The organism is Pseudonocardia oceani, assembly GCF_019263585.2.
GTDB lineage: Bacteria > Actinomycetota > Actinomycetes > Mycobacteriales > Pseudonocardiaceae > Pseudonocardia > Pseudonocardia oceani.
In genome coordinates this window covers 487,202-504,252 of record NZ_JADQDF010000001.1, presented here as the reverse complement: position 1 = coordinate 504,252, position 17,051 = coordinate 487,202, and the positions used below count along the sequence as shown (strand labels likewise).

The window sequence follows — 17,051 nt, the reverse complement described above, 5'->3', positions numbered from 1 at the left end:
CGGCCGTAACCCCACCCCACCTGGGGTGGGGTATTGTGGTGCTGTGGACGACCAACAGAGGTCCGTGGTCAACCGGTTGAAGACCGCCCGCGGCCATGTCAACGGCATCATCACCATCGTCGAGAACGACGCCTACTGCCCCGACGTGATGAAGCAGCTCTCCGCGGTGCAGGGCCTGCTGGAGGGTGCGAGCCGGCTGATGCTGCGCCGGCACCTGGAGACGTGCGTGGTCAAGGCCATGCAGGAGGGCCGGACCGCGGAGATCGTCGACGAGCTGATGGAGACGTTGAAGTTCGACAAGCACGTGTTCCGGCCGCCGCAGGTGCGCGACGGCGGCGAGCTCGACCCCGAAGGGACCCACCATGGCTGACACCGCGGTCGCCGAGCGCGACGCCGCCGGGTCGTCCGAGGCCGCACTGGACTTCGCGGTGCGCGGCATGACCTGCGGGTCGTGCGCGAACCGGGTGCAGCGCACCCTGAACAAGCAGCCCGGAGTCGCCCGGGCGGAGGTCAACTTCGCGACCGCGACGGCGCACGTGGTGCTGGCCGAGCAGCCCGCCGACCCCACCACCCTGAGCGCTGTCGTCGCGAAGGCGGGCTACGAACTGCGCATGCAGGGCGGCGCGGGAAGCGGGACCTCCGTGGCCACCGCCCCTGCTCCCGCGGTTCCGGCTGGTGAGGCGGTCGCCGCACCGGTGCCTCCCGAGGAGGACACCCTCGACGATGAGGAGGCTGCGGCGCAGCGGGCCTGGTGGTGGCGCGTGGTCGTGGCCTGGCCGCTGGGCCTGGCGACGATGGCCATCGCGTTCTGGCCGGGCGCCATGGAACTGGCGTGGGCGCCGTGGGCGCAGCTCGCGTTGGCCACCCCGGTGCAGTTCGTGGTGGGCTGGCCGTTCCTGGTCGGGGCCGCACGGCGGGCCCGGCGCCTGTCGGCGAACATGGACACCCTGATCGCGATCGGCACCCTGGCCGCCTTCACGTTCTCTCTGGTGGAGCTGCTGCGCGGCAGCACGGAGCTGTACTTCGAAACCGCCGCGCTGCTGATCGCGTTCCTGGTGCTGGGCCGCTACTTCGAGGTCCGCGCCAAGCGCCGTGCCGGCAAGGCGATCCGGGCGCTGCTTCAGCTGGGCGCCAAGGAGGCGCGGGTCATCCGCGACGGGGCCGAGGTGATGGTCCCGGTCGACCAGGTCCGGGTCGGGGACCTGCTGCGCATCCGCCCCGGGGAGAAGGTGCCCACCGACGGCGAGGTCGTCGACGGCGCCTCCGCGGTGGACGAGTCGATGCTGACCGGCGAGTCGGTACCGGTGGACAAGGCCGCCGGCGCCACGGTGGCCGGGGCCACCGTGAACACCAGCGGCGTGCTCACCGTCCGCGCCACCGCCGTCGGCGGCGACACCGCGCTGGCCCAGATCGTGTCGCTGGTCTCGGCCGCCCAGGCCGGCAAGGGTCAGGCCCAGCGCCTGGCCGACCGCATCTCCGCGATCTTCGTTCCCACGGTGATCGTGATCGCGCTGGCGACCTTCACCGCGTGGTGGCTGCTCGCCGGGGACCCGGTCGCCGGGTTGATCGCCGCGGTTGCCGTGCTGATCGTGGCCTGCCCGTGCGCGCTCGGCCTGGCCACCCCCGTCGCGATCATGGTCGGCACCGGGCGCGGTGCCAGCCTGGGCATCCTGATCAAGGGCGTGGAGGTGCTGGAACGCACCCGGAAGATCACCACGGTGGTGTTCGACAAGACCGGCACCCTGACCCGCGGGGACATGGCGCTCGCCGACACCGAGCCCGGCGCCGGTACCGACCCGGCGGAGCTGCTGCGCCGGGCCGGGGCGGTGGAGGCCGACAGCGAGCACCCGATCGGGCAGGCCATCGCGGCCGCTGCCCGCGTCGACGGGCCGCTGCCGGCGGTCACCGGGTTCTCCGCGGTCGCCGGGCACGGGGTTCGGGCCGAGGTCGAGGGCACCACGGTCTGGGTCGGGCGCCGCAGGATGCTCGCCGAGGCCGGGCTCGCGCTACCCGACGAGCTGGAGACCCTTGCCGGGCGGCTGGAGTCCGAGGGGAGGACCGCGGTCTTCGCCGGCTGGGACGACGAGGTCCGCGGCGTGCTCGCGGTCGCCGACACCCTCAAGGAGGGTGCCGCGGACACCGTCGCCGAGCTGCACCGGATGGGCCTGAAGGTCGCCATGATCACCGGCGACAACGCGCGCACCGCCGCCGCGATCGCGAAGCGGGTGGGTATCGACACGGTGCTGGCCGAGGTGCTGCCCGCGGACAAGCAGACCGAGGTGACCCGACTCCAGGCTGCCGGTGAGGTCGTGGCGATGGTCGGCGACGGGGTGAACGACGCCCCGGCGCTGGTCGCCGCCGACCTGGGCATCGCCATCGGCACCGGCACCGACGTCGCGATCGAGTCCTCGGATCTGACCCTGATGCGCGCCGACCTGGGCGGGGTGCCGACCGCGATCCGGCTCTCGCGCCGGACCTACCGGACGATCTGGCAGAACCTGGGTTGGGCGTTCGGGTACAACGTGGCGCTGATCCCGCTTGCCGCGCTCGGGCTGCTCAACCCGATCTTCGCCGGCGCCGCGATGGGCTTCTCCTCGGTCAGCGTCGTGGCCAACTCGCTACGCCTGCTGCGCTTCCGCGACCCCCGCCCGCGCGCGAAACGGACGCGGCGCACCGCGCCCTCCGATCCGGTGGTGGCCGAGTATGTGCGCGTGCACCTGCGCGACGGCGGCTGGGTCGAGGGGTACCGCCGAGCCTCGACGGTGACCGACGACCGGGTGCTGCTGCTCGATCCGGTCGCGGCCGGAGACCACCGCGGCGCCGCCTCGCGCCCGCCCCGCCCGCGCGAGGCGTTCCTTCCCGCCTGCGACACCGAGCGCATCGAGACGCTCACTGCACCCAGCAACCGCGGAGCCTGACATGCCCGTCCTTCCCGAGGAGATCACCAACCAGTCGTTCCGCCGCCGCTGGCGTGGGTATGACCCCGACCGGGTCGACGGGTTCCTGGCCCGGGTCGGCACCGACTACATGGGCGCCATCGACCAGGTCGCCACCGTCGCCCACGACGGCGCCCGGGCCCGCACCGAACGCGACGAGATGACGGGCCGCCTCGACGCCCTGACCCGGGACGTACGCGAGGCGGGCGAGCAGGTCCGCGCCGACGCGGACGACGCCGCCACCGCGATCCGGGCCCGTGCCGAGCGGGCCGCCGAGCTGATTCTCGCCCAGGCCGAGGATGCCGCCGCCGCCTGCGGCCGGCAGGCCCAGGCACTGCGGACCGCGGCGCAGGCCGACGCCGACGCCGCCCGGCAGCGCCTCGAGGACGCCGACCAGCGGGCGCGGCAGCTCGAGGACGCCGCCCGGGACCGCTGGGACGCCGTCCGGGCGCAGACCGAGGCCCGCTTCGAGCAGCTGCAGATCGCCGAGCGCCGCTTCGCCGACCGCGCGCGGCAGGTGGAGACCGCCCTGGCCGGGCTGCGTTCGCAGGTCGGTCTGCTCGAACAGGTCCAGCGCGCCGAACAGGCCCTCGCGTCGGTGCGCACCGGAGACACGGGCAGCGCCGATGGCGATCACGCCTGAACGGCGCCGCCGCTGGCGGCGCCACTGGGACCGGCAACCCCGCACCTATGACCGGCAGATGGGGATGCTGGAACGGGTCCTGTTCGGCGACACCCGCCGCTGGGTCTGTGGCAAGGCCACGGGTCGGGTGCTGGAGGTGGCCATCGGCACCGGTCTCAACCTCCCGCACTACCCGGCCGGGGTGGCGCTGACCGGGATCGAGCTGAGCCCCGCGATGCTCGCGCTCGCCGATCGCCGCGCCGCGGAGCTGGACCGGGAGGTGGATCTGCGGGTCGGGGACGCCGAGGCGTTGGAGTTCGACGACGCCACGTTCGACACCGTGGTGTGCACGTTCTCGCTGTGCGCCATCCCCGATCACCGCCGGGCGGTCGCCGAGATGGTGCGGGTGCTGCGCCCGGGCGGGCGGCTGCTGCTGGCCGACCACGTCATCAGCAGCCATCCCGTCCTGCGGGCCGGGCAGCGTATGGTCGAGCTGGTCAGCGTCCCGCTGGGCGGCGAACACTTCCGGCGCCGGCCCCTTGAGCTGGTCACCGCGGCCGGGCTGCGCATCGAGGAGTGCGACCGGTTCGCTTCGGGTGTCGTGGAGCGGCTCGCGGCCCGCCGCACGAGCTGACATCCGGCCAGGATCACCTGGCCGGCTCGGCGGAGCGGGCGACGGCCGCGGCCACCTCGTCCGGTGTCCGGAACACCACCGGCGGGTCGACCCAGGCGACCGAGCCGTCGGGTCGCAGCACATAGGTGACGGGAAGGACCGGTGGGCTGCGCAGGGCGGCGAGCAGCGCCGCGTCGGGATCGGTGACCGACGGGTAGTGGGCGCCGAGCGCGGTGAGCGCGTCGAGTGCGTCGGCCGGTTGGTCCTGCACGTTGATCCCGACCACCGGCAGCGCGCCGGGGCGGGCGGCGTAGGCGGCCAGTACCGGGATCTCCTCGCGGCACGGCCGGCACCAGGGCCCAGACGTTGAGCAGCGCCGGGCGGCCCGCCAGCGCGGCGCCCAGGTCGACCGTGCCCGGGGCGCCCAAGCAGGGCACGATGATCCCGGCCAGCGGCCCAGTCGCAGCTGAACTCCCCGGGGTGGACGATGGACACGGATCCTACGCGGCCCGCTGGCGCCGCCCGGCCAGTTCCGCATCGTCGGGGGCGGGAGCCGTGCGCGGCCCGGTGTCGAGGAGCTGCGGCGTCGCCGTCGTCGCTGAAGTGGGGGAGCCGGCGGGCGGGGTCCCCGAGGGCCACAGCGCGACCACCCCGGCGACGGCGAGCACGACCACCACCACCGTCCACCGCGCGTCCGACCGCCGCAGCAGCGCCCCGACCGCAGCCGTTCGGCTCACCACGAGCCCTCCCGGATGGGCTGGCGAGCCTGCGCGGCGATCTGCGTCGCGCACCAGGCTGCCCCGGTCATCGGCAGGTAGTGCCCGGCATGGGGGCGCACGCGGTGCGTGCCGACCGGAACGGCGGCGAGAAGCTCGGCGGCGCGGCCGGGGACGGGCACCGGGTCGTGTGCGCCCTCCAGGAGCGAGATCGGGACCCCGGTCGCTCCCAGGTGTTGGAGTGCAGGTTCCCACGCGGGGTTGCGGATGATGTCGACCAGCGAGCCGCGGTAGGTGTCCCAGGTGTGTTTCACCGCGGCGCGGGCGATCGGAACGGGTAGGTCGGGACGCGCTGCGACCGCGAGCCAGGAGGCCGTCGTGCGGTGGGCGCACATCCACGCGCACATCGCGCGGGGCAGCGGTCCGTCGCCGGCGAGGAACGCCTCCATCCGGCCCATCCGCCGTAATCCCTCGTCGGCCTCAGCGGCATCGCGGTAGAGCGGCGGGCAGATTCCCACCACTGCGCGGACCCGGCCGCCGAGCTCGGCGGCCCAGCGCAGGGCGAGGATCGATCCCATCGAGTGTCCCGCCGTGATGAGCGGGCGCCGGTGCAGGTGCAGCGCCTCGAGCATGTCGTGGAGGGCGGCGAGGTGGTCGGCGGCGGCCAGTAGGCCTGGATCCGCAGGGGAATCGTCGAACTCGAGCAGGTCGGGGATCACGACCGTGGCGTGCTCGCCCAGCCGGTCGAACCCGGCGCCGAAGTAGTCGCCGGAGGCCACGAGGCCGTGCAGCAGCGCGATGACCGGGTCACCGGTGCCGAAGACCCGTACCCGGAGTCGGCCGGCGAGCCGACCGCGGCCGGCGCCGGGCGCCCACCGCCGTGCCGTCGGCGATGATGCGTGACGCGCCGCCCATCCGGCCATCGATCCGGCGACGCCGAGCGCGGCCAGGCCTCGAATCGATCCGGGCACAGCGTCGTCAGCCCAGTGTGGTGATGCACAGCGGCGACTCGGTGACGACCAACGCGGCGGCGATGACCGGCCCGACCAGCAGCCCGGTCAGGACCACCGCGAGCCGCAGGCGCGCCGACGCCGGGGGGAACAGCAGCCGCTCGACCCGCTCGGCCACCCCGACCCCGCCCGCCCCCAACGCGGGCGCCGGCGCGGACGCGGACACGAGACCCGGTGCGGCCAGCGCGAGCAACGCGCCCACCACGGTGTCGGCACCGTGTCGCCGGGTGGCGGCGTCGTCGGCGCGCATCTCGGCCAGGCGCGCGAGCTCGACGGCGCCCTCGGTGAACAGCCGTATCCCGGGCAGGGTCCTGGCCAGCGCACGGGCCAGGCCCAGGAGCTGGTGGTGGTGCCCGGCGAGGTGGGCCTGCTCGTGGTCCAGGACGGCGGCGAGCTGGTCGTCGGCGAGCGCGGCCAAGGCGCCGCTGGTGATGACGATGGTGGAGGGTCGGCCGGCGAGGCAGTAGACGCTGCGCTGCTCGACCTCCAGGACGACCGAACCGCCGGGGCCGCGGGCGGCGCCGCGCGCGGCGAGCACGGCGGCCTCGGCGTGCCGCCGGGAGTGCACGCGGGCACGTCGGACCCCGGCAGCGACTCGCGCGGCCAGCACGGCGAGAGCGAGGACCGTCGTCGCGGTCACCACCGCGATGACGGCCTGCAGGAACCCGCCGTATCCGCCGACCGCCGCCGCCTGCAGGGTGGCGAAGCACCCGGCCAGCAGCTGGTCGAGCCGGCCCCACCCACGCACGAGATCCGCCGTCAGCAGTGCACCGGCAAGCGCCCAGGACAGCACCACGCTGCCCATCGCCGCCGACCACGTGATCATCCCGAGGCGGGGGGCCGCACCGCTGCGGGTCGCCCGCGCGAGCAGCGGCGGCCCGAGCACGGCGACGACCATGCTGTAGGCCAGCAGGCACGCGGCAAGACTCACGGGGTGTCCCGCCCGCCGCTGGACCGCCAGCGTCGCGTGGATCCTGCGCGGACCGCCGCGTCGATCGTCCGGCCCGCGATCATCGATCGGGTCCGGACGCCCGGCGCGCCAACACCTGCTGCAGCCGGTCCAGGTCGTCGGCGCTCATCTCGCCCACGAAATGGGCCAGGACAGCTTCGGAGTCCGGTCCGGCCGTCAACGCGTGGCGCATCAGCCCGGCGGTGTGCTCGGCGTGGGTGAGCGCGGTCCGGTAGCGATAGGCCTTGCCCTCACGCTCCCTGGTGAGGTGCCCCTTGCGGTGCAGGTTGTCCATCGTCGACAGCACGGTGGTGTAGGCGATAGCGCGGTCGCGCTGCAACGTCTCGAGTACCTCGCGCACCGTGCCCGAGCCACCCGCGGTCCACAGCCGGTCCATCACCAGGGTCTCCAGATCTCCGAAGACCCGCACTCGGCTGCCCATCCGCCCCCACCGTCCGCCATGCGGCTTCTCGCCGACCCTGCGTACTTACCATACCGGAGATACTGTCTAGGTACGGAGGTCGTAGGTCCAGGACTCGGAGCGCTCTGCGGCGAGCCCTCCACGCGCGACCCGTCGGCCGTTTACCCGCGGCTCGTCGGTCGCTCGTGGCCGCAACAGACCAGGCAGCCGGTTCGGTTGACGCCCTCGACACACTCGACGAAAGGCGGATTCTCATGATGGACGGGATGACGGCAGGGATGGGGATCTGGATGCTGCTCGTGGTCCTCACCGTCGTCGCTGTGCTGGTGCTGGCGACGCTGGGCAGTGTGTGGTTCTACCGCCGGCTGCGCGGGCGGCAGCCCGACGGCGCGACGGTCACCGGCCGCGACGACGAGGACCCCGCTAGGCGCAAGCTCCGCGAGCGCTTCGCCGCCGGCGAGATCGACGAACAGGAGTACGAGAGCCGGCTGTCCGCACTCACCCACTGGCGCTGATCGCTGCCCTCCGAATGGCGGGTCGGGGGCCGGGCGCGTCCCCGGCGAGAGGCGCCCGGCCTCAGCAGCGCGCGCCGCATGTCCCGTCAGCGGGTCGCCAGGTTCATCCCGAGCAGCTTGCTACTATCTCCGTACCGACACCGTAGATAGCGGTGGGTAGGGGCGAAGGGCAGGCCGGCCGCGATGGGTGAGTTGCTGGTGGGGACCACGTTGCTGGTCTCGTTCCTGGGCGGGATGGTGGCGCTGCTGGCCCCGTGCTGCGTGTCGGTGATGCTGCCGGCCTACCTGGCGACCGGGTTCCGGCACCGGGGCGGCGTGCTGGTGGCCACCCTGGTGTTCGGTGCCGGGGTGGCCACGGTGATCCTGCCGATCGGGCTGGGGGCTGCGGTGCTGAGCCGGTTGTTCCTCGAGCAGCACGCCACGATCTATCTCGTCGGCGGTGCGGTGATGGTGCTCGCCGGGGCGGCGGTGCTGTCGGGGTGGATGCCGAGGCTGCCGATGCCCGGTGGGCGCGGGTCCGCCGGCGGCGGCTTCGGGTCAGCCTATCTGCTCGGTGCGTTCTCCGGGATCGCCAGCGCCTGCTGCGCGCCGGTCCTGATCGGGATCGCGGTCCTGTCGGGCGCGTCCGCGTCGTTCCCGGCCGCGCTTGCCATCGGGCTGGCCTATGTGGCCGGGATGGTCGCCCCGCTGGCCGTCGCCGGGTTGCTGTGGGATCGGCACTCCGACCGCGCGACCCGGCTGCTCACCGCCCGCACGGTCGAGCTGCGGCTGGGACACCTGCGGCGGCGGATGCCGCTGGGTGTCCTGCTGAGCGGGCTGCTGATGGTCGGCATGGGTGTGCTGGCCTGGGTGTTGGCGTTCGCCGGGCCGGGGATGTCGACCGACGGCTGGCAGGTCCGGGTCAGCGCCTGGTTGCAGCACACCGCCACCGTCACGGCGCAAGCCCTGGACTGGGTGCCCGGTTGGGTGTTCGCCGTCGTGCTCGTCGGGGCCTTCGCGGTGGCCCTGCGTCGCGGGCTCCGCACCCGGGTCGCCCGCCGGCTCGACCTCACGGATGCCGGTCCGCACGACCCCCCTGCCCCCGTGACGCCGCCGAGCGCGGTGGACACCATGAACACGAAGGAGTCCCGATGAGTCGTAGCCAGATGAGTGGCAGCCGGGCCGAGGCCGCCGGCGCCCGCCGCTCGGTGGTGGGGAGAGCGCGCCGTTCGCAGCGCTCGCGGACCCCGTTCGTCGTGGTCGGGTCGGTGGTGCTGGCCCTGGTCGCGCTGTTCGCCGTCTACACCTCGAGCACCACCGGTGACACCGTGGCGTCCGACCGTTATGACGTCGGTGACCCGGGGATCGGTGCCACCGCACCGGACTTCGTGCTGCCCGACGTGACGGCCGCGGCCGCCGGCGGGCCGGCGGCGAACGTGCGGCTGAGTGACTATCGCGGCGAGACGGTGCTGCTGTACTTCCACGAGGGTCTGGGCTGCCAGCCCTGCTGGGACCAGATCCGCGACCTGGAGGCCGACCCGGGCCTGCTGGCCTCGGTCGGGATCGACCGGCTGCTGACGATCACCAGCGGCCCGCAGGACCTGATCGCGCAGAAGATGCGCGACGACGGGCTGACCGCCCCGGCGCTGGCCGACACCGGCCTCGCCGTCTCCGCCCAGTGGGAGGCCAACCGCTTCGGCATGATGGGCAACTCCCGCAACGGGCACACGTTCGTCCTGGTCGGGCCGGACGGGGTGATCGAGTGGCGCGCCGACTACGGCGGCCCGCCGAACTACACCATGTACGTCCCCGGCAGCCAGCTGCTCGACGACCTGCGCGCCACCCGTCAGGCCGGGTGAGACGGCGATGATCGAGGTCACCCTGCTGACCCAGGCCGACTGCCGGTTCTGCGAGATCGCCGTCGCGGTACTGGCCCGGGTCGCGCAGGAGCATCCGATGGCCGTCCGCCACGTCGGCCTGGACACCGACGACGGCCGGGCCTTAGCGGCGCGTCACGGCGTCGCGTTCGCCCCCGGCGTGCTGCTCGACGGGGAGATGTTCGGCTACGGGCGGCTGTCAGAACGGCGGCTGCGCCGCCACCTGGCCGGCCGCGACGCGCGTCCGCACGCCGGCGGCAGCGAGGACATCCAGCGGTGACCGCAGCCGTGCCCGGTCGGCGCCGGTCGCCCGCCGTCGTGGCCGTGCTGCTCGCGCTGCTGCTGGGCGGGTGCGGGGTCGGTACCAACGCGGTCTCCGCCGGCGGACGTTCACCTTCGTCGCCCCCGGCGGGCAGACCCGCATCCTCTACGACCCGCCGCAGAGCCGCGGACCGGTGCGCGGTCTGTCCGGGGACAGCCTGCTCGGACCGGCACGCACGGTCGGGCTCGAGGACTTCCCCGGTCAGGTCGTGGTGCTCAACGTGTGGGGTTCCTGGTGCGGTCCGTGTCGCGAGGAGGCACCCGGCCTCCAACAGGTCCACGAGACCACCCGGACGACAGGCGACTTCATGCGCGACCGCGTACTCACCTACCCGTCGACGATCTTCGACAACCCCGGCCGGTCCCTGGTGTCCCTGCGCGGTTTCCCGAGCAACACCCGTCCCGTCGATGGTGGTGCTCGATCGGGAGCACCGGGTGGCCGCGGTGTTCCTCACTGCCGTCCGCTTCGGCGAGCTGCTTCCGGTGGTGCAGCGCATCGCGGCCGAGCAACACGGCGCCGCATTTCAGATCGGGGTGGGGTCGTGAACGGCCTGACCGAGCTGGCCATCTCCGGGCCGCTGCTGCTCGCCGCGGTGCTCGCGCTCGCTGCCGGCGCGGTGTCCTTCGCCTCCCCGTGCTGCATCCCGCTCGTGCCGGGCTATCTCGCCTACCTCGCCGGGCTCGCCGGCACCTCGACACCGACACCCTCGCAGACGCCACCCTCTCGGACACCGGCGTCTGCGGCCGTTGACGTCAGCAGCGGAACCGGACCGGGTGTCGACGGCGAGCTGTCGCTCACGAAGCAGGCGGTCGCACCCGGTGCGGGTCGTGCGCGGCTGGTCCTGGCGTCGCTGTTGTTCGTCGCCGGGTTCACCGTGGTGTTCACCGCCGCGATCATGGGCGTGCTCGGCCTGTCGGACCTGCTCTTGCTCAACGAGCAGGTGCTGCAGCGCATCGGCGGCGTGGTGACCATCGCGATGGGGTTGGTGTTCCTCGGGGTGGTCCCGATGATGCAGCGCGAGTTGCGTCTGCACCACCGTCCCCGCCGCGGGCTGTGGGGCGCACCGGTCCTCGGCGCGGTGTTCGGCCTGGGCTGGACGCCGTGCCTGGGCCCGACGCTGACCGGGGTGCTCGCCCTCGCCGCGGGCACCCAGGTCGGCCCGACCACCGTGCGCGGGCTGATCCTGGTGCTGGCCTACAGCCTGGGACTCGGTCTGCCGTTCGTGTTCCTCGCGCTGGCCGCCGGGTGGGCGATACGCACCACCAGCTGGCTGCGCCGCCACACCCGCGCCATCCAGCTCGCCGGCGGCGCGATGCTCGTGCTGGTCGGGGTGCTGCTCGTCACCGGGTTGTGGGGGATCTTCATCGCCTGGCTGCGTGTCCCCATCGGTGGCTTCACCGTTCCTCTCTGATCGGAAGCGGAGGCACAACTGTGGCGGTGGTCCTGGTGGTGGACGACGAACCGAAGATCCGGCACCTCGTGGGTTCCTACCTGGAGCGTGACGGGCACACGGTGCTGCTGGCCTCCTCCGGCGCCGCGGCGCTGGAGCTGTCCGTCGGCGCCGACCTGATGATCCTCGACCTGGGCCTGCCCGACCGGGCCGGTCTGGATGTCGCCCGCCAGGTCCGGGAGAACCTCGACATGCCGATCATCATCCTCACCGCGCGTGCCGGGGAGGCCGACCGGATCGCCGGACTGCGCCTGGGCGCCGACGATTACGTGGGCAAACCGTTCAGCCCCGGCGAGCTCGTCGCCCGGGTGGCGGCGGTGCTGCGCCGAAGCGCCCCCGAGGGCCCCGCGGGCGGGGCCCGCTCGTTCGGCGAGGGCATCCTGCGGATCGACGACCAGCGCCGCGAGGTGTGCGTCGACGGTCACCCCGTCGCCATGACCCGCTCGGAGTTCGACCTGCTGAGCGCGCTCGCGGCCCGGCCAGGACGGGTGTGGTCGCGCCGGGAGCTGGCGATCCGGATCCGCGGCGAGCGGGACGGTGGCGCCGAGGAGCGCGCCATCGACGCGCATGTCAAGAACCTGCGCCGCAAGCTCGACGACCCGCCGGCGGCGGCGCGGCTGGTGCTGACGGTGACCGGCGTCGGCTACAAGCTCGGAGTCCCCTGCGATGACTAGCCCGGCTCGGTGGAGGCGCCGCGGGGTTGCGCGTCGGCTCGCCCTGACGGTCATCGCGACCGCGGTGGGTGCGGCCGCGTTGACCGCGATCGTGGTCAACGTGGCCTTCGGCGCCCGGTTCGAGGGCTACCTCGACACTCAACAGCATGCCCGCGTCAAGCAGGTCGTCGCGTCGCTGACCGCGGATTACCGGACCGCGGGTGGCTGGCGCGCCGACTCGCTGGACCGGTTGGCGGCGGGTCTTTTGATGTCCGGCTCGACCGTGACGGTGCAGGGAGCCGACGGGCGGTTCGTCTGGTCGCTCGCCGAGTCCGGTGTCGACCCCGCGACCAGCGCGATGCATCGCGAGATGATGGGCGTCCCCGACCTCGGCCCTGCCGTCGCCGTTCCGGTGGTTGTTGAGGGGCGCCCGGTGGGAACGGCGACGGTGCAGGTCCCGCAGGCCGTGTCCCCGACCGCGGACCTCGAGTTCCGCGACGCGGTGAACCAGCTGCTGCTGCTGGCCGCGGCGGGTGCCGCGGCGGCGGCCCTGCTCCTCGGGCTGCTGGTCGCCCGGCGCACCACCCGGCCGCTGGTCGAACTGACCGAGGCCGCCGACGAGCTGGCCGCGGGCAACCGGGACCGCCGCGCCCGCGTGTCCTCCGACGACGAGGTGGGCGAGCTGGCCCGGTCGTTCAACGCCATGGCCGATACGGTGGACCGTGAGGACGAGCTGCGGCAGCGGTTCGCCGCCGACATCGCCCACGAGCTCCGGACCCCGCTGGCGATCCTGCGGGGCCAGCTCGAGGCGGTGCAGGACGGCATCACTCATCCGGACCGCCGGCTGATCGACTCGCTGCACGAGGAGTCGCTGCGGATGGGTCGCCTCGTCGCGGACCTGGAGACCCTCGCCGACGCCGGCGCGGCCGGGTTCGGCCTGCGGTGTCGTGAGGTGGCGCTACGGCCGCTGGTCACCGCCGCCCTCGACGGGCTGGCCGGTCACCTCGCCGAGCTCGAACTCGAACTCGTCCGCCGGCTCGACGAGGTCGACGTGTTCGCCGATCCCGTCCGGATCAGCCAGGTCGTCACCAACCTGCTGACCAACGCCGCCATCTGGACCCCGCCCGGGGGCACGATCACCGTCACGCTCGCCCGCGGCCCCGACGGGGCCGAGATCGCGGTCGCCGACACCGGCCCCGGGATCCCTGCCGACGAGATGCCGCGGGTGTTCGACCGGTTCTTCCGCGGCGCCGCCGCACCCTCTGGGGGCTCGGGGATCGGGCTGGCCGTGGCGGTGGAACTCGTCCGCGCCCACGACGGCGACATCACCGTGGACAGCCGCCCCGGCCGCGGCAGCCGGTTCCTGGTCCGGCTCCCGGTGAACCACATCACCGAACCGCAGCGTCTTCATCGGATCTTCATGGCCCCTTCCTAGCGTCGAAATCGTCCACTTCGACAACGACCACGAACAGGAGACCACGATGACGATCACGAACAAGGCCGCAATGGCGATCACCGGTGCGGTGCTGGTGACGGTGCTCGGCGCAGCCGGCGCCGGCGTCGCCTTCGCCGCCCCGCCGGCCGCACCGGCAGGCGCGCTCACCCAGGCCAACCTGGACGACGCAGCTGATGCATTGACCGAGGGGCCAGCTCTCGAGGGCATGGACGAGATGATGCGGCAGATGGTCCAGGACCTGCCCGCCGAGCAGCGTGACGCCGCGAACCGCATGCACGAGGAGATGCGCCCTACGATGGAATCGATGATGTCCCGGGACATGGCCCGTATGAACCAGATGGGCCAGATGGGCGGGCATCATGATGAGATGCCCACCGGTTGATCCGTCCTCCCGTGGGCGGCCGGGTGGTGCTGCTGGCAGGCGCGCCTACCGCGGACGCGTACCGGCACTTGCGGCCTGACACGGTCAACCGCGACCAGAGGCTCAGGAACCGCCGAGGCGGGAGCGGGACGCGATGAGCAGCCGCACAACCGGCGCCAGCTCCTCGATCTCCACCCGGCACGCGGGGCAGCCGTCGAGATGTCGGACGAATGCCTCGACCTCCGCATCGGGCAGGTCCCCGAGTAGGTACACCCCGGCGTCGATGGCGTGGGAGCAGTTCCGGGCCATGTGTTGCCTCCTTTGCGCGTCGGCGCCGAGCTCGCGGTGACCATCACGTCTTCGAGCGTGGCGGTCGACGAAGCGTTCATCTACTGTGTCGGTACGGAGATAGTAGATGACGAGGGCGCACCCTTGTCGAGCCCGCGAGGAGACATCGATGGAGTCACTGCTGTACGGCCTGGCCCTGCTGGCCTGCCCGGTCGGGATGGGCGCGATGATGTGGATGATGATGCGCGGCCAGCGCACCGGGAGCGGCACCCTGAAGGGGCCGGACCAGGTCGCCGAGCTGCGCTCCGAGATCGACCTGCTCAAGGCCGAACGTGCCGCCCAGCGCGCGAAGGGCGGCCTGTGATGTCGACCTGGATCGCCGCCTTCGTCGCGGTGGCCGCGATCGCGGCCACCTACTTCTTCTGCGTCCGGCCGGCGCTGCGCGGGCGCTGCGCGATGAGCGGGACCACCGGCACCGATCCGGCCACTGATCGACAGATCGCGGAACTGCGCGAGGAACTGCGGATGCTGCGCGCCCAGGACGCACTCGACGACGGCCGCGTCACACGCAGCCCCTCGACGCCGCCGACCACCGGCACCTAGACCAGGCGCGACACCGGCAGCGCGACCCGGCCATGGGGCGACGACCCGAGCGCCGGGTGAACAGCGCCGGCGACGACTCCGACCCCACACCGATCAGCAGGGAATGACGCCCAGTGGCCAAGTCACGGACGAGATCGACCAGGAGACAACCGACAACCGGCCGTGCAGCGGCAGGAAGGCCTGTGAACCGGGGTGCAATGGGGTTGGAGCAGCTGACCTCCGCGTTGGCCGCCCGCTCGGGCCTGGTCCTCACCCCGGCGCACCGAGCACCACAACGCCGCCCGCGCCCCGCGCGTGACGAAGCGGGTGTGCAGGGCCAGCGCGACATCTCCACCGGCGCAGACCCGATCGCGGCCGGCGTCCAGGATCAGACCGTGACCGCCGCGCCGGTGGCACGGGAGGGCGCGGTCCCGACGGCGGAGGCCGTCACGGCGGGAGGCTGTGCGGAGAAGCTCGCGGACGACCTCGGCGGTGATCAGGTCGGGCTCAGCGCCACCTACTGGCTGGAGTCCGACGAGCACGTCCGCACCCCGTCCGAACCGGTGACGGTCCGATTCGTCGGCCGGCGCGTCGGGGCCACCGGCCAGGATCCGCGCGACCGGTTCGACCGCACCGAGCGGGTCGAGGGACTCCCGCCGGGTAGCGGACGGGTCTCGATCACCACCAAGGTGGTGGGTGTCAACGCGGGGCAGTGGCAGGTCGCAGCCGCCCCCGTCGCGGGAATCACCGGTTGCCCGGACGGCCGACCGGGGCCGCCGGTGCGGCGGGTGACGACCCGGACCCGGCCGGCGCCGTTGCTGCACGGCCCGGGGGTGCGTCAGGCGGCGTGGCCGGCGCTGGTCCTGCTCGGCGTGCTCGTCGCCCTGGTGACTCAGGCACTGCTGTTGCAGCGGTCGGTGGGTGCGTGGGGCGGGGCGATGACCGTCTCGGTGGTCGCGGTCGTGGCTGGCTACCTGGCGGCGAAGTTCTGGTATCTGGCGCTGCACCGGCAGGGCCTGCGACGGTTCGTTGTCGCCGGCACGTGCATCCAGGGGTTCCTCCTCGGCGGCTTCGGAACCCTCGCGGTCGGCTCCCTGCTGACCGGGGCGCCGGTGGGGCTGCTCCTCGACGCCACCGCCCCGGGCGTCTTCCTCGCGATGGCGATCGGCCGTCCGGGATGCTTCCTGGGTGGCTGCTGCGTCGGGCGGCCCACCTCGTCGCGGTGGGGCCTGTGGTCATCGGACCGCCGCATCGGCGTGCGCAGGATCCCGGTTCAGCTCCTGGAGGCCGCGATAGCGATCGCGATCGGGATCGGGGCCCTCGCGCTCTTCCTCGCCGGGCCGCTCCCGCTACCGGGTGCGCTGTTCTTCGGGGCTGTCGCCGCCTACACGGTCGGGCGTCAACTGCTCTTCCCGCTGCGGCGCGAGTCTCGCCGGACCTCGACCGGGCGGCTGCTCACCCTCGCAGCGGCCGGCCTGGTCGTCGTGACTGCGGTGCTGGCCTCCGTGCTCGTCCCGTAGCGGGACGTCGCAAATCCTCGCCAGGTCCACCTCTCGAGACGTCGAGCCGGTGAACGCCCCGGATCGCGAAGTCGCGGTTGCGAAGGATCGTCCAGCGCGCTGCCCTGCCGCTCCGGACACGTCCCCGGCGGCGGGTTCGGGATCGGCACCACCACGGCCTACCGCTACCTGTGTGAGGCCCTGGACCTGCTCGCCGCGCTCGCACCCACCCTCGAGCAGGCGATCGAGGTCGCGGTCGGGAAGGCCCACGTCATCCTCGACGGCACGCTGCTGCGCATCGACCGGGTCGGCATGACCGGCGGACGGGACCGCCGGTTCTACTCCGGGAAACACAAGTGCCACGGGCTAAACGTGCAGGTCATCGCCGACCCGGCCGACAGGTTGATCTGGATCTCCCCGGAGCCCGGCACGACATGGGCGCCGCCCGCGAACACGGCATCATCGACGCCCTCAACACCGCCGGGACACAGGCCCTGGCCGACACCGCCTACCAGGGCGGCGGACCCGCAGTCCGGGTCCCGCAGCGGCGCCGCCGTCGCGACCCCGACATCGGCCGCTACCGGCGACTCTCCCGATCGCAAAAGGACGTGAACACCGCCCATGCCCGTCGCCGCGGGCCGGGCGAACGGGCCAACGCCGAGATCAAGAACTGGAAGATCCTCCGCAAGATCCGGGCCAGCCCGAGCCGGGCGGACACCCTGGTCAAGGCCGTCCAGACGCTGATCCTCGCCAGCTGAACTCAGGTTGGAAGGGGCTCATTGATGGTCCGATCCGGCATCGC

The 17,051-nt window shown here is 73.1% G+C and carries 22 protein-coding genes and 2 pseudogenes; 18 read left to right on the top strand and 6 right to left on the bottom strand.

The genetic code is table 11. The annotated features are described in order from the left end of the window. Positions 1-43 precede the first annotated feature (43 nt). The 4 genes from I4I82_RS02480 to I4I82_RS02465 are packed head-to-tail and all read left to right on the top strand — an operon-like array spanning position 44 to position 4,192. Complete coding sequence (locus I4I82_RS02480) at positions 44-370, top strand: metal-sensitive transcriptional regulator (protein WP_218595086.1); 327 nt, start codon at positions 44-46, stop codon at positions 368-370. After that, positions 363-2,918 (top strand): heavy metal translocating P-type ATPase, encoded by a 2,556-nt coding sequence (locus I4I82_RS02475; protein WP_218595085.1) that lies wholly within the window; start codon positions 363-365, stop codon positions 2,916-2,918. Before I4I82_RS02480 ends, I4I82_RS02475 begins: the two co-directional genes overlap by 8 nt. A gap of 1 nt (position 2,919) precedes the next feature. After that, positions 2,920-3,579: a DivIVA domain-containing protein gene (locus I4I82_RS02470; protein WP_218595084.1), complete on the top strand. Its 660-nt coding sequence runs from the start codon at positions 2,920-2,922 to the stop codon at positions 3,577-3,579. Then, complete coding sequence (locus tag I4I82_RS02465) at positions 3,563-4,192, top strand: class I SAM-dependent methyltransferase (RefSeq protein WP_218595083.1); 630 nt, start codon at positions 3,563-3,565, stop codon at positions 4,190-4,192. The genes I4I82_RS02470 and I4I82_RS02465 overlap by 17 nt, the downstream gene beginning before the upstream one ends. A gap of 13 nt (positions 4,193-4,205) precedes the next feature. Here the strand turns inward: I4I82_RS02465 and I4I82_RS34835 are convergent, their stop codons facing one another. The 5 genes from I4I82_RS34835 to I4I82_RS02440 form a co-directional block, all read right to left on the bottom strand. Beyond that, the gene (locus I4I82_RS34835; RefSeq protein ID WP_225920484.1) at positions 4,206-4,709 is read right to left on the bottom strand and encodes a TlpA family protein disulfide reductase; all 504 of its coding nucleotides are present in this window, start codon (positions 4,707-4,709) and stop codon (positions 4,206-4,208) included. Continuing rightward, positions 4,672-4,911 (bottom strand): hypothetical protein, encoded by a 240-nt coding sequence (locus I4I82_RS02455; RefSeq protein ID WP_225920483.1) that lies wholly within the window; start codon positions 4,909-4,911, stop codon positions 4,672-4,674. The genes I4I82_RS34835 and I4I82_RS02455 overlap by 38 nt, the downstream gene beginning before the upstream one ends. After that, complete coding sequence (locus I4I82_RS02450) at positions 4,905-5,858, bottom strand: alpha/beta fold hydrolase (protein WP_218595082.1); 954 nt, start codon at positions 5,856-5,858, stop codon at positions 4,905-4,907. Before I4I82_RS02450 ends, I4I82_RS02455 begins: the two co-directional genes overlap by 7 nt. A 7-nt stretch (positions 5,859-5,865) precedes the next feature. Continuing rightward, the gene (locus tag I4I82_RS02445) at positions 5,866-6,828 is read right to left on the bottom strand and encodes a M56 family metallopeptidase (RefSeq protein WP_218595081.1); all 963 of its coding nucleotides are present in this window, start codon (positions 6,826-6,828) and stop codon (positions 5,866-5,868) included. A gap of 79 nt (positions 6,829-6,907) precedes the next feature. Beyond that, positions 6,908-7,288 carry a BlaI/MecI/CopY family transcriptional regulator gene (locus I4I82_RS02440; RefSeq protein WP_218595080.1) on the bottom strand — a complete coding sequence of 127 codons (381 nt, stop codon included), beginning with the start codon at positions 7,286-7,288 and terminating at the stop codon, positions 6,908-6,910. Positions 7,289-7,533: 245 nt separating this feature from the next. Between I4I82_RS02440 and I4I82_RS02435 the strand changes: the two genes are divergently transcribed. From I4I82_RS02435 to I4I82_RS02395, 10 genes and pseudogenes are all read left to right on the top strand, one after another. Further along, positions 7,534-7,782, top strand: coding sequence for an SHOCT domain-containing protein (locus tag I4I82_RS02435; protein WP_225920482.1), 249 nt, complete (start codon positions 7,534-7,536; stop codon positions 7,780-7,782). A gap of 183 nt (positions 7,783-7,965) precedes the next feature. Beyond that, the gene (locus I4I82_RS02430) at positions 7,966-8,916 is read left to right on the top strand and encodes a cytochrome c biogenesis CcdA family protein (protein WP_218595078.1); all 951 of its coding nucleotides are present in this window, start codon (positions 7,966-7,968) and stop codon (positions 8,914-8,916) included. Next, a complete protein-coding gene (locus I4I82_RS02425) occupies positions 8,913-9,620 on the top strand; it encodes a redoxin domain-containing protein (protein ID WP_218595077.1) in 708 nt (235 codons plus the stop codon). Before I4I82_RS02430 ends, I4I82_RS02425 begins: the two co-directional genes overlap by 4 nt. A gap of 7 nt (positions 9,621-9,627) precedes the next feature. Then, positions 9,628-9,918, top strand: coding sequence for a thioredoxin domain-containing protein (locus tag I4I82_RS02420; RefSeq protein WP_218595076.1), 291 nt, complete (start codon positions 9,628-9,630; stop codon positions 9,916-9,918). A gap of 70 nt (positions 9,919-9,988) precedes the next feature. Beyond that, positions 9,989-10,195: pseudogene (locus tag I4I82_RS34700) on the top strand (TlpA family protein disulfide reductase); the annotation flags it as partial. Between the two features lie 172 nt (positions 10,196-10,367). Beyond that, positions 10,368-10,505 (top strand): hypothetical protein, encoded by a 138-nt coding sequence (locus I4I82_RS34695; protein WP_308112872.1) that lies wholly within the window; start codon positions 10,368-10,370, stop codon positions 10,503-10,505. Beyond that, entirely contained in the window at positions 10,502-11,371 is an 870-nt protein-coding gene (locus I4I82_RS02410) for a cytochrome c biogenesis CcdA family protein (protein ID WP_218595075.1), read from the top strand. The genes I4I82_RS34695 and I4I82_RS02410 overlap by 4 nt, the downstream gene beginning before the upstream one ends. Before the next feature lie 38 nt (positions 11,372-11,409). Then, complete coding sequence (locus I4I82_RS02405) at positions 11,410-12,084, top strand: response regulator transcription factor (protein WP_267461571.1); 675 nt, start codon at positions 11,410-11,412, stop codon at positions 12,082-12,084. Then, a complete protein-coding gene (locus I4I82_RS02400; protein ID WP_504739263.1) occupies positions 12,077-13,498 on the top strand; it encodes a sensor histidine kinase in 1,422 nt (473 codons plus the stop codon). Before I4I82_RS02405 ends, I4I82_RS02400 begins: the two co-directional genes overlap by 8 nt. 46 nt (positions 13,499-13,544) lie before the next feature. After that, complete coding sequence (locus I4I82_RS02395; RefSeq protein ID WP_218595072.1) at positions 13,545-13,901, top strand: hypothetical protein; 357 nt, start codon at positions 13,545-13,547, stop codon at positions 13,899-13,901. A gap of 102 nt (positions 13,902-14,003) precedes the next feature. On the opposite strand, the gene I4I82_RS02390 is transcribed toward I4I82_RS02395, so the two are convergent. Continuing rightward, positions 14,004-14,189 carry a zf-HC2 domain-containing protein gene (locus tag I4I82_RS02390; RefSeq protein ID WP_218595071.1) on the bottom strand — a complete coding sequence of 62 codons (186 nt, stop codon included), beginning with the start codon at positions 14,187-14,189 and terminating at the stop codon, positions 14,004-14,006. A gap of 148 nt (positions 14,190-14,337) precedes the next feature. Here I4I82_RS02390 and I4I82_RS02385 point away from each other — a divergent pair, with 148 nt between their 5' ends. The 4 genes and pseudogenes from I4I82_RS02385 to I4I82_RS02370 form a co-directional block, all read left to right on the top strand. Then, on the top strand, positions 14,338-14,532 hold the full coding sequence (locus I4I82_RS02385) for a hypothetical protein (protein ID WP_218595070.1): 195 nt from the start codon (positions 14,338-14,340) through the stop codon (positions 14,530-14,532). Beyond that, positions 14,532-14,771, top strand: a complete 240-nt coding sequence (locus I4I82_RS02380; RefSeq protein ID WP_218595069.1) for a hypothetical protein — start codon at positions 14,532-14,534, stop codon at positions 14,769-14,771. The genes I4I82_RS02385 and I4I82_RS02380 overlap by 1 nt, the downstream gene beginning before the upstream one ends. A gap of 182 nt (positions 14,772-14,953) precedes the next feature. Then, positions 14,954-16,270 carry a prolipoprotein diacylglyceryl transferase family protein gene (locus I4I82_RS02375; protein WP_218615358.1) on the top strand — a complete coding sequence of 439 codons (1,317 nt, stop codon included), beginning with the start codon at positions 14,954-14,956 and terminating at the stop codon, positions 16,268-16,270. 132 nt (positions 16,271-16,402) lie between these two features. Continuing rightward, positions 16,403-17,007, top strand: a pseudogene (locus tag I4I82_RS02370) (transposase family protein); the annotation flags it as partial. Positions 17,008-17,051: the final 44 nt, after the last annotated feature.

What these genes read in the sequence shown, in the direction of transcription:
- I4I82_RS02440 (WP_218595080.1), bottom strand. Translation starts at nt 7,288, where the DNA reads ATGGGCAGCCGAGTGCGGGTCTTCGGAGATCTGGAGACCCTGGTGATG.
- I4I82_RS02425 (WP_218595077.1), top strand. Translation starts at nt 8,913, where the DNA reads ATGAGTCGTAGCCAGATGAGTGGCAGCCGGGCCGAGGCCGCCGGCGCC.
- I4I82_RS02470 (WP_218595084.1), top strand. Translation starts at nt 2,920, where the DNA reads ATGCCCGTCCTTCCCGAGGAGATCACCAACCAGTCGTTCCGCCGCCGC.
- I4I82_RS02400 (WP_504739263.1), top strand. Translation starts at nt 12,077, where the DNA reads ATGACTAGCCCGGCTCGGTGGAGGCGCCGCGGGGTTGCGCGTCGGCTC.
- I4I82_RS02465 (WP_218595083.1), top strand. Translation starts at nt 3,563, where the DNA reads ATGGCGATCACGCCTGAACGGCGCCGCCGCTGGCGGCGCCACTGGGAC.
- I4I82_RS02435 (WP_225920482.1), top strand. Translation starts at nt 7,534, where the DNA reads ATGACGGCAGGGATGGGGATCTGGATGCTGCTCGTGGTCCTCACCGTC.
- I4I82_RS34835 (WP_225920484.1), bottom strand. Translation starts at nt 4,709, where the DNA reads ATGCGGAACTGGCCGGGCGGCGCCAGCGGGCCGCGTAGGATCCGTGTC.
- I4I82_RS02420 (WP_218595076.1), top strand. Translation starts at nt 9,628, where the DNA reads ATGATCGAGGTCACCCTGCTGACCCAGGCCGACTGCCGGTTCTGCGAG.
- I4I82_RS02380 (WP_218595069.1), top strand. Translation starts at nt 14,532, where the DNA reads ATGTCGACCTGGATCGCCGCCTTCGTCGCGGTGGCCGCGATCGCGGCC.
- I4I82_RS34695 (WP_308112872.1), top strand. Translation starts at nt 10,368, where the DNA reads ATGGTGGTGCTCGATCGGGAGCACCGGGTGGCCGCGGTGTTCCTCACT.
- I4I82_RS02390 (WP_218595071.1), bottom strand. Translation starts at nt 14,189, where the DNA reads ATGGCCCGGAACTGCTCCCACGCCATCGACGCCGGGGTGTACCTACTC.
- I4I82_RS02385 (WP_218595070.1), top strand. Translation starts at nt 14,338, where the DNA reads ATGGAGTCACTGCTGTACGGCCTGGCCCTGCTGGCCTGCCCGGTCGGG.
- I4I82_RS02395 (WP_218595072.1), top strand. Translation starts at nt 13,545, where the DNA reads ATGACGATCACGAACAAGGCCGCAATGGCGATCACCGGTGCGGTGCTG.
- I4I82_RS02430 (WP_218595078.1), top strand. Translation starts at nt 7,966, where the DNA reads ATGGGTGAGTTGCTGGTGGGGACCACGTTGCTGGTCTCGTTCCTGGGC.
- I4I82_RS02475 (WP_218595085.1), top strand. Translation starts at nt 363, where the DNA reads ATGGCTGACACCGCGGTCGCCGAGCGCGACGCCGCCGGGTCGTCCGAG.